This window comes from Vibrio sp. 1S139, from assembly GCF_041439475.1.
In the GTDB taxonomy this organism is placed as follows: Bacteria; Pseudomonadota; Gammaproteobacteria; order Enterobacterales; family Vibrionaceae; genus Vibrio; species Vibrio crassostreae_C.
This window is the reverse complement of the sequence record NZ_JBGOOD010000026.1, coordinates 1-13,391: the sequence shown is the minus strand read 5'-3', so window position 1 is coordinate 13,391 and position 13,391 is coordinate 1. Positions and strand designations below refer to the sequence as shown.

Below are 13,391 nucleotides of genomic sequence, written 5' to 3'. Positions count from 1 at the left end.
AATGAATAAGAATGACATATGCGCAATACAGAAAAGCAAGACAACTTAGTTCGTGCATTTAAAGCCTTACTAAAAGAAGAACGTTTTGGCTCACAAGGCGAAATTGTGGATGCCCTAAAACACGAAGGTTTTGAAAGCATCAACCAGTCTAAAGTCTCGCGTATGTTAACCAAGTTTGGTGCCGTTCGAACTCGTAACGCAAAAATGGAGATGGTTTACTGTCTTCCTGCTGAGCTAGGTGTTCCGACCGTTTCTAGCTCTCTAAGAGAATTAGTACTAGATATTGACCACAACAATGCATTGGTGGTGATACACACAGGTCCTGGTGCGGCGCAGCTGATTGCTCGTTTATTAGACTCACTAGGTAAGTCGGAAGGTATACTGGGCGTAGTCGCAGGTGATGATACTATCTTCATTACCCCAACGTTATCGGTTACCACTAAGCAACTGTTTGATTCAGTGTGTGAACTGTTTGAATACGCAGGATAATTGATCGCTGTTTCATAACTATCAGCCTTATTAATGGATCACGAGTATCTATTTGCTTCGTGATCCAAATCACATCCTAGAATATCCATACCTCCCTTCCAAAATCACACTAAACCATTGATTTTAAAAAACTCAGTAGCAAATCAAACACGAGATCAAGACATCATTTGTTAGATTTTTTAGCTATATCTTTTAACATTCGAGTAATTTTCTGCCAATTTTTGATATTATTCAGCCACTTTTTCATCACATGGATTGAAAAAGGTGCCGTTTCCAAATAGGAAACTCCTGAAGCAACTACACTTGTTTCAGGGTTAATAATGAATAAAGGAAGGGAAATTCATGGCATTTACCAAACTTATTAAAGTTGGTGCTATTGCAGCTGCTGTAATGGGCGCTGGCGCTGTTAACGCTCAAGAGTTCATCACGATTGGTACTGGTTCAGTTACGGGTGTTTACTACCCAACTGGTGGTGCGATTTGTAAGCTAGTGAACAAGGGCCGCAAAGACCACAACATTCGTTGTTCTGTAGAGTCTACTGGTGGTTCAATCTACAACGTTAACACCATCCGTGCTGGTGAACTAGATTTCGGTGTTGTTCAATCGGACTGGCAATACCACGGCTACAACGGTACAAGTAAGTTCAAAGATCAGGGCGAATACAAGAAACTTCGCGCGATGTTCTCTCTACATACAGAACCGTTCAACATCATCGCTCGTACTGATGCTGGCATCAACAATGTGTCTGACCTAGCAGGTAAGCGTGTAAACATTGGTAACCCAGGTTCTGGTGACCGTGCAACGATGGGTGTTGTAATGGACGCTATGGGCTGGACTAACGACAGCTTCAAGCTTGCTTCTGAACTTAAAGGTTCTGAGCGTTCACAAGCACTTTGTGATAACAAGATTGATGCATTCATCTACATGGTTGGTCACCCGAACGGATCAATCAAAGAAGCAACAACGTCTTGTGATGCAAAACTGGTTTCAGCAACAGGTCCACAGATCGACAAGATCGTAGCTGAAAACCCATACTACGCTTACAGCACAGTTCCTGCTGGTATGTACCGTGGTACTGACGCTGACGTAAACAGCTTCGGTGTTGCAGCTACTATGGTAACAACTTCAGACGTTTCTGAAGAAGTTGCATACAACGTTGCTAAGGCAGTATTTGAAAACTTTGACACTTTCAAACGCCTACACCCAGCATTTGCTAACCTGAAAAAAGAAGACATGGTTAAAGCGGGTATCTCTATCCCTCTTCACCCAGGCGCAGCAAAATACTACAAAGAAGTGGGCCTTCTAAAGTAACTCTACTTTAAGCCTACTACACCAATAAGGAGGCTAGCCCTCCTTATTGGCTTTTCACGTTTTATAAAAATAATTTAAGTGAAAAGAACAGCCCTTTAAGTTTCTCCAATTTGGAGGACTTACCTTCGTATCAAGCCTAAGACAAAGACGAGCAAAAAACGCATTTCCCTATCCATTCACTACACTAGATAGGAAAGAAATAACGTCTCGTTGTTCGTAAGAAAGGCAGACCATCAATAATAAGGATAAAGTACATGACGCAGACAACATCACCGTCTCCAGATGTGCAAGAAATGGTGGCACAATCAGACACTGGTGCGCGTAGCCCTCGCGGTATCCAAGGCCGTATTTTATGGTTTGTGCCTCTATGTTGGTCACTGTTCCAACTTTGGTATGCATCTCCGCTGCCGTTCATTTTTAACTTCGGAATTTTAAACGATACCGAAGCTCGAGCAATTCACCTTACCTTTGCTATTTTCCTAGCATTTACCGCTTATCCAGCTATGAAGAACTCGCCGCGGGACCATATCCCGGCAGTCGACTGGGTATTAGCGCTTGTAGGTAGTTTTTCAGCTTCTTATATCTATATTTTCTACACTGAACTTGCTGAGCGATCGGGCGCACCAACAACATTCGATATTGTTGCGGCTGTATTCGGTATGGTTTTACTGCTTGAAGCAACACGACGCGCTTTGGGTCCACCTCTTATGGTTGTGGCAGCAGTATTCCTACTTTATACCTTTGGCGGCCCTCACATGCCGGACGTTATTGCCCACAAAGGTGCGAGCCTGAACAAGGCAATGTCGCATCTGTGGCTAACAACTGAAGGTGTATTCGGTGTGGCACTTGGCGTATCAACGTCATTCGTATTCTTGTTTGTACTGTTTGGTGCAATGCTAGAACGTGCTGGCGCCGGTGCTTACTTTATTAAAGTTGCATTCTCTCTGCTTGGTCACATGAAGGGCGGCCCAGCGAAAGCAGCCGTTGTCGCATCAGGTCTGTCTGGTTTGGTATCAGGTTCATCTATCGCGAACGTGGTAACCACGGGTACCTTTACTATCCCGCTAATGAAGCGTGTCGGTTTCCCAGGTACTAAAGCAGGTGCGGTAGAAGTCGCGGCTTCAACGAATGGTCAATTAACACCACCTATCATGGGTGCAGCAGCCTTCTTGATGGTTGAGTATGTGGGTATTTCTTACGTAGAAGTAATCAAAGCAGCACTATTGCCCGCTCTAATCTCTTACATCGCTCTGATTTACATCGTTCACTTAGAAGCATGTAAAGCAGGCATGACTGGTTTACCTCGCCGTCACACACCGACACTTGTACAAAGCCTACTTTCCTTCACGGGTACCATTCTTGGGCTATGTGTGATTAGCGCTGCGGTTTATTACGGTGTAGGTTGGACAAAAGATGTCTTTGGCGATGCAGCGACACCAATCGTGACAGTAGCGCTATTGATCGCTTATGTTGCCCTCGTTCGCGTATCAGCAAAGTACGCCGCTGAAGGCGGCATGGAAATCGATGCTGAGCTTACTGAGGTTCCAGACCCAGGCCCAACGATTAAATCAGGTCTTCACTTCTTACTACCAATTGTCGTACTAGTATGGTGTCTAACCGTTGAGCGCTTCTCTCCTGGTCTATCTGCATTTTGGGCAACAGTTTTCATGATCTTCATTTTGATCACTCAGCGTCCTTTGATGACTCTGATGAACAAATCGAACGATCTTGCAGAACAAACTAAAGCGGGCTTCGTTGACCTCGCAGAGAGCTTGGTTTCAGGCGCACGTAACATGATCGGTATCGGCGTAGCGACAGCGGCTGCTGGTACCGTTGTAGGTGTAGTAACTCTGACCGGTATCGGCCTTGTTATGACCGATTTCGTTGAATTTATCTCAGGCGGTAGCATCATTCTTATGCTGTTGTTTACCGCGGTAATCAGCTTAATCTTAGGTATGGGCTTACCAACCACAGCGAACTACATTGTTGTTTCAACCTTGATGGCTCCGGTCATTGTTACCCTGGGCGCAGCACACGGCCTAATCATTCCATTGATTGCGGTTCACCTGTTTGTGTTCTACTTCGGTATTCTTGCGGATGATACACCTCCAGTAGGTTTGGCAGCCTTTGCTGCCGCCGCGATTGCGAAATCAGACCCAATTCGCACTGGTATTCAAGGATTTACCTACGATATCCGGACCGCGATATTGCCATTCATGTTTATTTTCAACACCCAACTACTGTTAATGGGGATTGATTCTTGGTGGCACTTAGCGCTGACTATCTTCTCCTCTGTTACTGCAGTACTTATCTTTGCAGCAGCAACACAAGGATGGTGGTTTACTAAGAACAAGTGGTGGGAAACATTACTGCTGTTGATTCTAACCTTCTCTTTCTTCCGCCCTGGTTTCTGGTGGGACATGATCTATCCAGAGAAAGTTCTTTCACCAGGAGTTGAGATCGCTCAAATCACAGAGAATCTATCTGTGGGACAATCACTTGAATTGAGAGTAGGTGGTGAAAACTTAGAAGGTAACTATTCTGAGAAGACAGTTCGCCTTCCGTTTGAAGATTCTGCAACAACAAGTGAAGACCGTATTGCTTCAATGGGCTTAATGCTGACACAAGCTGACGACAAAATGATTGTTGATATGGTTGAGTTCGGTAGCCCTGCAGAAGCCGCTGGTATTGACTTTGATTGGGAAATTAAATCCGTTATCCAAGATGCAGATCGACCAATGAAAGAGTGGGTGTTCTTGCCTGCCCTACTGATTTTGATTGGTTTAGCAATGAACCAAAGAAGGCGTGCTCGTAAGGATGAGATTAGCGCGTAATGGATAGAGCCAAGTAGCGCTCTACTCTATTTGGCTTTTTTACTACATGGAAAAGATAATTACAGCGTTTGGTGTTTACTTAGCGCTGCTCAAAAAGAGACGAATACATGTATAGACAGATCCTTGTTCCCGTAGATCTTAACGACAAAGGCTTTTCAGACAAAGCTGTCGAGCTAGCTGTATGGCACGCAAAACACAGCAATGCTGAGATCCATATTCTGAACGTACTACCTGGCATTCACATGTCGATGGTTGCGTCTTACTTCCCAAAAGATGCGGCGAACCAAATGAAGCTCGATGTTAAAAATCAGCTGAAAGAGTTTGCCGATAAGCACATCGATGATGAAGTGGTGTATAAGGTTCATGTTGCCGAAGGCAAAACCTACACAACGATCCTAGATTACGCTGAAAAACTTGGTGCCGACCTTATCGTCATGCCTAGCCACAAGCGTTCAAAAATCGACAAAGTTGTACTTGGCTCGGTTGCAAGCAAAGTAGTACAGAACTCACCAATCAATGTATTGGTGGTTAAACCGCAAGGTTAAGTCATTTAATCGACACACAATCTAAAAAGGTTGGCCTACAGGCCAACCTTTTTTGTTTTGCGTTCGCACCATTTAATTCTTTAATCAACTCACTAAGTTCTGCGGATTACCCTCAACAAACCCATCAATATTATCGATTAAGATATCAGACAGTTTTTGAATCGAGCTGTCGCTGCCCCACGCCACATGTGGAGTGAGTAATAAGTTCGGTAAGTGGCTATTAGCCAATAGTGGATTTGAGTTGTCGGCTGGCTCTTGTGTAAACACATCCATACCTGCGCCTGCAATCTCATGTTTTTTCAAAGCCTCAACTAGGGCTTGTTCATCTACTAGACCTCCGCGCCCGGCATTAATTAATACCGCGCTCGATTTCATCATTGTGAGCTCTCGCTCTGAAATCAGATTTTGGGTCGCATCAGTCAATGGGCAATGTAGACTGATCGCATCCGCTTGCTTCAATACCGTATCAAAAGGTAGATACCCTTCTCGACAAGACTCTGCTCCTTTTCGCTCGGCAAACATCACCTTCATACCAATCGCTTTGGCTAACATTGCGGTGGCTTGACCTAAGCTGCCACTCCCCATCAACCCCAGTGTGCTGCCAGCCACATCTTGAATCGGATGAGTAAAGAAGCAGAACTGCTTGTCCTTTTGCCACTCGCCCGCCTCAATGTCTTTATGATAACCAACAAGGTTTCGTTTAAGTGCAAACAGCATTGCGATGACATGTTCAGGAACCGATTGAATCGCATAGCCTTGCACGTTTGTCACTGCAATGTTTTTAGATTTGCAGTATTCCACATCGACATTATTGACACCGGTCGCTGAAACCGCGATCAACTTGAGTTTTTTCGCACCAGCGAGATTCGACTCATTGAGCACTACCTTGTTAGTGATCACCACATCAGCTTCTTCAACTCGCTCTGATACTTGCTCAGGAGCTGTGAAATCATACTCTACCCATTCATGCTCAAAGCTCAGAGGCTTTAAATGAATTTGAGATGGGATAGTCGCTCTATCGAGAAACACAACATTCAGCGTTGGCATTCTTCTTCCTTGGTTAGATCTATGAATCAGTCCATTCTAAGCTTTTAGCTTACTGTAGTCTGGAAGCTCAAGCGCAATTTCAAAGTGCTGTTCGATTTGTGGGGATGCTTGAGGATAAAAGTCACAGGGAACAAAGGCTTTAAACAACTGATTATTCGCTGGATGATAAAAGCTCAGCTCACACGCATGCAAAGCCAACCTATCACTGTATTCAAATGCTTCTGATGTTGCGTAAAACTCATCGCCCACAATCGGTGCGCCTATTTCCATGCAATGCACTCTCAATTGGTGAGAACGCCCGGTAATTGGCAGTAACTTAAGTAAAGTCGTTTGGAGTTCTTGCTGTTCTACCACATAACGAGTCTGTGATGATTTACCATCCTCGAAACTCACTTTTTGCTTCGGCCGGTTTGGCCAATCGCAAATAAGAGGGAGGTCAATCAAACCTTCTGCTTCTTCTACTGAACCCCATACTCGGGCGTAATAGAGTTTGTGTGTCCGTCGATATTGAAATTGCTTCTTCAAATGACGCTCAGCTTGTTTGTGTTTAGCGAGCAGCATCAAGCCTGAGGTCGACATGTCCAATCGATGAACGACTTGAATCTCTGGAAATTCGACAACTAACCGACTCCACATGCTGTCGTAATGCTCAGGTAACCTACCCGGAACAGAAAGCAGGCCTGCAGGCTTGTTCACCACAAGAATATCGTCATCTTGATAAACAATATCAATCCACGGTTCACGCGGTGGTGTGTACTGTTCTAACGCCATTGAAGCCTCTTAATTGCTAGTGAATAAATAATTTACGGTTGATTCGTTTATAAATAAATACAACTTTCAACATTTTCGTACATAAAAGTTGACGACTTTACAAAACATGGTATTGATAGGGTAACGGATAATAAGAAGTCAGCATCAAAGGAAAAACGATGGACAGTACGGTTAAAACCACCAACACAAAAACACCAACCTCAGCTCCCCTATCAAGTTTAATTAAGTCTCTTGGCCCAGGCGTTATGATGGCCGCAGCGGCTGTAGGTGGTTCTCACTTAGTCGCCTCAACCAAGGCGGGTGCGATTTATGGTTGGCAGCTTGCCGCTCTCATTATCCTCGTTAACGTATTTAAATATCCATTCTTCAGAGCCGGCATCCAATACACGCTAGGAACGGGTCAAAGCTTGGTGGAAGGTTACTCTAACCTAGGCCGCCCATACCTTGTGATCTTTTCGATCTTGAGTGCCATATCTGCGGTCGTGAATACCGCTGCCCTGCTATTATTCAGTGCAAGCCTACTCAGTTACTTTGTTCCTTTCGATTTAGCCACTAGCACCTTGTGCATGATCGTTTTAGCGACCTGTTTGATCATTCTGTTTGCTGGCCATTATCGTGCTCTAGATACACTATCTAAAGCGATCATGGCGATCTTAACCATCACAACCTTAGCTGCAGTCGCCATTGCTATCGGCTCTCCAGTCGAACCTGATGCTGCTTTTGTTCCACCGTCGCCTTGGTCATTGGCTGCTATTGGTTTTATCGTGGTGACCATGGGTTGGATGCCTGCGCCTATCGAAATATCAAGCATCACCTCTATGTGGCTAAAAAGCCAAAAAGAGAAGCAGGAAGTGACCGCACAATCAGCGCTGTTCGACTTTAACGTTGGCTACATTGGTACGGCGCTGCTTGCTTTAGTATTCGTTGCGTTAGGCGCGCTAGTACTTCACGGTTCGGGAGTTGAACTGTCTCGCTCCGGTGTTGGCTTTACTCATCAATTGGTCGGCATCTACGCTTCGACAATTGGTGAATGGTCTCGCCCGTTAATCGCTCTTATCGCTTTCTTCTGTATCTTTGGTAGCACCATTACCGTTATCGATGGCTACTCACGCGTGCTTGCTGAATCACAACGTCTATTATTCAAAAAAGATTCAAGCCCAAGAATGCTGCAAGGCTGGATAATCATTGTCTCTATCGCGGCACTCGCGATTGTGATGTTCTTTAGCGCAGCACTGATGCCTATGCTCGATTTCGCAATGGTACTCGCGTTTGCAACAACGCCATTCTTCGCTCTGCTTAATTTCATCTTGGTCAACAAAGCTAAGCTTCCAGAAGCGCTAGCCATTGGCAGCAAACTAAAATGGTTGTCTGTAGCAGGTCTTGTTTACCTATTTGGTTTCCTAGCGGTATTTGTTTGGTGGAAGTGGTTAATGTAACCAGCTACTTGAATTGTTAATTAAGCTACAGATACAAATAAGGCCTTCATAATGAAGGCCTTATTTCGTTGAAGCATTTCGCTAATTCAAAACTAGTTGTGAGAAACCACAATCAAGCGTAATGAATCTAGCTGAACCTGAGCTTTGCTGATGTAACCGGTCAGTTCATTGATTTGAGCTTCGATTACCTCTAGCTCTTCATCACGAATATTAGGATTCACGGCTTTAAGCGCTTGTAGACGCTCTAATTCACCGTTCAGGTTAGTCTGCATATCTCGTTGAGCTTGTTCACGCACTTCTTCCACTTTAGGAAGTACGTGCGTCTCACCCGCTTCGATTAGCTTGTGAATTTCACCTTGTACCGAGTTAACTAGCTTGCTCGCTAGGTGACGGTTTACAGGGCTTAATTGACGGTTAAAGCTGTCGAACTCAACCTGAGCTGATAAGTCATTACCACGGCCATCCATCATCAAACGAATTGGCGTCTTAGGCAAGAACTGGCTGATACCGCTGCGTTTCGGCGCTTGCGCATCCACAAGGTAAACCAGCTCAAGCAGGATAGTACCCACTGGCAGCGCTTTGTTTTTCAGTAGTGATACCGCTGATGCACCAACACCTTCACTCAGTAGCAGATCGATACCGCCCTGAATCATTGGGTGTTCCCAGCTAATGAAGTTCATGTCTTCACGAGAAAGCGCAGTATCACGATCAAACGTGATGGTTGCGCCTTCGTATGGTAAGCCTGGGTAGCTTGGCACCATCATGTGCTCAGACGGCGTTACAACCAGAGCATTCTCACCCTTGTCGTCTTGGTTCAAGCCAATCGTATCGAACAGGCTTAGTGCAAACGTTACTAGGTTAGTGTCGCCGTCAGTCGAGGCAATCTTCTCTGCAATTTCATGCGCTTTGTCGCCGCCGTTTGAGTGCATTTCTAATAGGCGATCACGGCCTTTTTCTAGATCTGATTTCAGGCTTTGATTTAGCTTGGCAGACTCTTCAATCACTTCATCAAGTTGCTCAGTGTTACCAGAAGCCAGCATCTCGATAAGAACATCTGAGTACTTATCGTAAACCGTGCGACCCGTTGGACAAGTTTCCGCAAATGCATTCAGACCTTCATCGAACCAACGCGCAAGGATCGCCTGTGATGTGCCTTTTAGGTAAGGAACATGAATGTCGATATCACGCAGCTGACCGATACGGTCCAAACGGCCAATACGTTGCTCAAGCAAGTCTGGGTTGAATGGAAGATCGAACATCACAAGTTGGTTAGCGAACTGGAAGTTACGACCTTCAGAGCCGATTTCACTACAGATAAGAACCTGAGCGCCGCCCTCTTCTTGAGCAAAGTAAGCCGCAGCTTTATCACGCTCTAGAATCGACATGCCTTCGTGAAATACGGTTGCACGCACACCTTCACGCTCACGCAGTGCTTGCTCTAATTGAAGAGCCGTACTTGCACGAGAGGCGATCACTAGGATTTTCTCGCTGCGCTTGTCTTGGATCTTTTCAATCAACCAGTTAACGCGTGAGTCGAACTGCCACCAGCTTGAATCTTCACCTTCAAACTCTTGGAAGATCTCTTCTGGATACAGCATCTTCATTGCACGAGCTTCGGGAGCCATTTTGCCACCGATCATGCCAGATACACGCATTGAGGTTGTGTACTGCGTTGGAATCTCCATCGGCAGTAGGTTTACATTACGCTTAGGGAAGCCTTTGATTGCAGCACGTGTGTTTCTGAAAAGAACACGGCCGGTACCATGGCGATCCATAAGGTTATCAATCAGTTCTTGGCGAGCTAACGCTTGCTCTTCTTCGCTGCTATCACCTTCAATCACACGGAACAGAGGCTCAACATCTTGCTCAGAAAGCAGTTCCGTAATCTGGTTCTTCGCGCTGTTTTCAAGCTTCACTCCAGAGAACAGAGCCGTTACTGCATCAGCAACCGGTGCGTATTGGTCTTCTTCTTCAACGAATGCTTCGTAATCGTAGAAGCGATCAGGATCAAGCAGACGCAGACGTGCAAAGTGGCTCTCACGACCAAGCTGTTCAGGCGTTGCTGTTAGTAGTAGCACACCAGACGTATTTTCCGCTAAGCCTTCAACCACTTGGTATTCACGGCTTGGTTTGTCTTGGCTCCACTCAAGGTGGTGCGCTTCATCGACAACCAACAAGTCCCACTCGCCTTCAAGTGCTTGCTCGTAGCGCTTACGGCTCTTACGTAGGAAGTCCAAAGAACACAGAACGTACTGCTGGGTATCAAACGGGTTGTCTGATTCAGCAAACGCTTCAATACAACGCTCTTCATCGAAGATAGAAAAATGCAGGTTGAAACGGCGCATCATCTCTACTAACCATTGGTGTTGTAGAGTTTCAGGAACCACAATCAGAATGCGTTCAGCACGGCCAGACAGCACCTGTTGGTGGATGATCATGCCCGCTTCGATGGTTTTACCTAGGCCCACTTCATCAGCCAGTAAAACGCGCGGAGCGTGACGACGACCCACTTCATGAGCGATGTATAGCTGATGAGGGATCAAGCCAGCACGCATACCACACAAGCCACGCATCGGGCTCTTGTGTTGTTGGTACTGGTTGCTTAGCGCACGGTAACGCAACACAAAGTTATCCATACGGTCAATTTGACCTGCGTATAGCTTATCTTGTGGCTTGTTAAAGCGGATCTGGTTGCTTAAGAAGATTTCACGCAGAGTGACTTCTGTTTCTTGGGTATCTTCGCGAGTACCTAAGTAAGTCAGCAGACCTTTGTCTTCGATAACTTCCTCGACAGACAGAGACCAACCTTCTTGGCATTCGATGACATCGCCTACATTAAACGTTACTCGGGTTACGGGAGCATCAGTACGTGCATAAACACGGTTTTCTTCTGACGCTGCAAACATTAGTGTCACTGTGCGAGCATCCATTGCTACAACGGTACCTAAACCTAAATCGCTCTCCGTATCGCTTATCCAGCGTTGCCCCAAAGCAAATGTCATGAATCGACTACCTCAATCTTATAGTTGGAATTTGGTCTTCTTAACTGCAGTTTTAAACAAGAACATTATCGCTCCTGAACTAAAAATATAGCCAAAAATGTCTAGTTTGCAGCCACTTTTTAAGTGCGCTCTCAATAATAAATATCTCGAGAAAATGGTGCAGAAAAAGGTCGCTAATCTTACTCGATGCTGTGATTTAGGTCACGCCTAAAGGAGATGATTTCATGCTTTTTTTCTGTTTTCGCCAGTGCAATCAAACTGTCAAAAATTCATGGTTAATCTATAGGTAGCAGATTGCTGCTCTCAAACGAATACACCATATTCACTCGTAACGATATGGTGCTGTTCCTCTAGATGAAGTTTAGGTGAGTAGTTGACTATCACCAGAATCAGATACTAATCTTTATATGAGCTTTATCTACGTTCAATGAATGCAAGGCAAGCCGCACGTCGGCAAGGAGATGCTATGGGCGAGACCAACCGGAAGCTATTTGTTTTAGACACCAATATCCTACTTCACGAACCCTTCGCTATATTTTCTTTCCAAGAGCACGATGTCGTTATCCCCATGACAGTGCTAGAAGAACTCGACAGAATCAAAGACAGTAAAAGAGACGTTGCTCGAGATGCGAGAATTGCGATTCGAACGCTCGAAGACCTGTTCAGGGAAGCCACACCAGACCAAATATCGGAAGGCATCCCTTTTTCTAAAGACATAAATGCATCTGGCAGTATTTCAATACTCGCTGACTACGAACTTCAAGAAAGCATCAAAGCCTTTGCCGATGACAAGGCGGGCGATAACCGAATCCTCAACGCTGTCCTCTATCTTCAAAATAAACGCGCACCACGCGAAGTGGTTCTCATCACCAAAGACATCAATATGCGTTTACGAGCAAAAGGCGCCGGTGTACGTTTTGTTGAAGACTATCAAACTGACCAACTGATTGATGATATCCAATACCTCACCAAAGGCTTCCAACAACTGGAAGGCTCATTTTGGGATGGTATCGATAATGTCGAGAGCAGAAGTTTAGGCGGCAAGACGCTGCACACCTTAGCAAGAGCGCCGTTCGAGCCAACCTTCCTCAACCAATATGTGATTGACGAAGAAAGTGACTTTGCCGCTCGAGTCGAGGAGATTGAGCCGGAAAGCATTACCCTGAGAGACCTCAGCCGCGAAAGATTGATGAATCGCAGAGCATGGGACATCACACCAAAGAACGTCTATCAAGGCATGGCGATTGATGCGCTGCTCGACCCTGATATTGATCTTGTGATTCTCACTGGCGCCGCAGGTAGTGGTAAGACACTGCTTGCTATGGCTGCTGCACTTGAACAAACCATTGAACGTAAGCAATTCGATAAGATCATCGTAACCCGCAACACCCCTGATATTGGTGAGTCGATAGGTTTCCTTCCGGGTACAGAGGAAGAGAAAATGTTGCCTTGGTTAGCCGCAGTGACCGATACACTGGAAGCGCTGCACAAGAACGACCACTGCACAGAAGGCTCGATGAAGTACATCTGTGACAAAGCCAATATCCAGTTCAAATCAATCAACTTCATGCGTGGCCGCTCGATTCAAAATGCCTTTGTGCTTTTGGATGAGTGTCAGAACCTCACCGCTTCACAGATAAAAACCATCATCACCCGTTGTGGTGAAGGTACTAAGATCGTCTGCTCAGGTAACTTAGCGCAGATAGATTCTTCTTACCTAACCCCTGTGACTTCAGGCTTAACCTACATGGTTGAGCGTTTTAAAAACTTCGAAGGCAGTGCCAACATCCACCTCAATGGTGTGGTGCGTAGCCGACTAGCTGAGTTTGCGGAAGAGAACATGTAGTGACTCTATACGCTCACTGAATCAGTAATCTAAAAACAAAAAGCGCCTCACATTGGAGTAATGCCGATCGTTTAAGAAGACTTGAACGATCCTGCAGTTAGCAGATAATC

General features: G+C 45.4%; 9 protein-coding genes. 6 read left to right on the top strand and 3 right to left on the bottom strand.

Translation table 11 applies throughout. The features are described 5' to 3' along the window. The first annotated feature begins 18 nt into the window (after positions 1–18). From argR to ACED46_RS10680, 4 genes are all read left to right on the top strand, one after another. Positions 19–489 (top strand): transcriptional regulator ArgR, encoded by a 471-nt coding sequence (argR, locus tag ACED46_RS10695; protein WP_004740827.1) that lies wholly within the window; start codon positions 19–21, stop codon positions 487–489. A gap of 342 nt (positions 490–831) precedes the next feature. Beyond that, positions 832–1,800 carry a TAXI family TRAP transporter solute-binding subunit gene (locus ACED46_RS10690; RefSeq protein WP_017061374.1) on the top strand — a complete coding sequence of 323 codons (969 nt, stop codon included), beginning with the start codon at positions 832–834 and terminating at the stop codon, positions 1,798–1,800. A gap of 254 nt (positions 1,801–2,054) precedes the next feature. Further along, entirely contained in the window at positions 2,055–4,634 is a 2,580-nt protein-coding gene (locus tag ACED46_RS10685) for a TRAP transporter permease (RefSeq protein ID WP_371721425.1), read from the top strand. A gap of 107 nt (positions 4,635–4,741) precedes the next feature. Then, positions 4,742–5,179 carry a universal stress protein gene (locus ACED46_RS10680; protein ID WP_010434405.1) on the top strand — a complete coding sequence of 146 codons (438 nt, stop codon included), beginning with the start codon at positions 4,742–4,744 and terminating at the stop codon, positions 5,177–5,179. An 84-nt stretch (positions 5,180–5,263) separates the two neighbouring features. On the opposite strand, the gene ACED46_RS10675 is transcribed toward ACED46_RS10680, so the two are convergent. Together ACED46_RS10675 and ACED46_RS10670 are read right to left on the bottom strand one after the other, a co-directional pair. Beyond that, the gene (locus ACED46_RS10675) at positions 5,264–6,226 is read right to left on the bottom strand and encodes a D-2-hydroxyacid dehydrogenase (RefSeq protein ID WP_229647483.1); all 963 of its coding nucleotides are present in this window, start codon (positions 6,224–6,226) and stop codon (positions 5,264–5,266) included. A gap of 36 nt (positions 6,227–6,262) precedes the next feature. Further along, positions 6,263–6,997, bottom strand: coding sequence for a pseudouridine synthase (locus ACED46_RS10670; RefSeq protein WP_371721424.1), 735 nt, complete (start codon positions 6,995–6,997; stop codon positions 6,263–6,265). 158 nt (positions 6,998–7,155) lie between these two features. Here ACED46_RS10670 and ACED46_RS10665 point away from each other — a divergent pair, with 158 nt between their 5' ends. Then, positions 7,156–8,433 carry an NRAMP family divalent metal transporter gene (locus tag ACED46_RS10665; RefSeq protein ID WP_065584686.1) on the top strand — a complete coding sequence of 426 codons (1,278 nt, stop codon included), beginning with the start codon at positions 7,156–7,158 and terminating at the stop codon, positions 8,431–8,433. A gap of 92 nt (positions 8,434–8,525) precedes the next feature. Here the strand turns inward: ACED46_RS10665 and rapA are convergent, their stop codons facing one another. Next, the gene (gene rapA, locus ACED46_RS10660) at positions 8,526–11,435 is read right to left on the bottom strand and encodes an RNA polymerase-associated protein RapA (RefSeq protein WP_017062952.1); all 2,910 of its coding nucleotides are present in this window, start codon (positions 11,433–11,435) and stop codon (positions 8,526–8,528) included. Between the two features lie 466 nt (positions 11,436–11,901). On the opposite strand from rapA, the gene ACED46_RS10655 reads away from it, so the two are divergent. After that, positions 11,902–13,281: a PhoH family protein gene (locus ACED46_RS10655; protein WP_017062953.1), complete on the top strand. Its 1,380-nt coding sequence runs from the start codon at positions 11,902–11,904 to the stop codon at positions 13,279–13,281. Positions 13,282–13,391 lie beyond the last annotated feature (110 nt).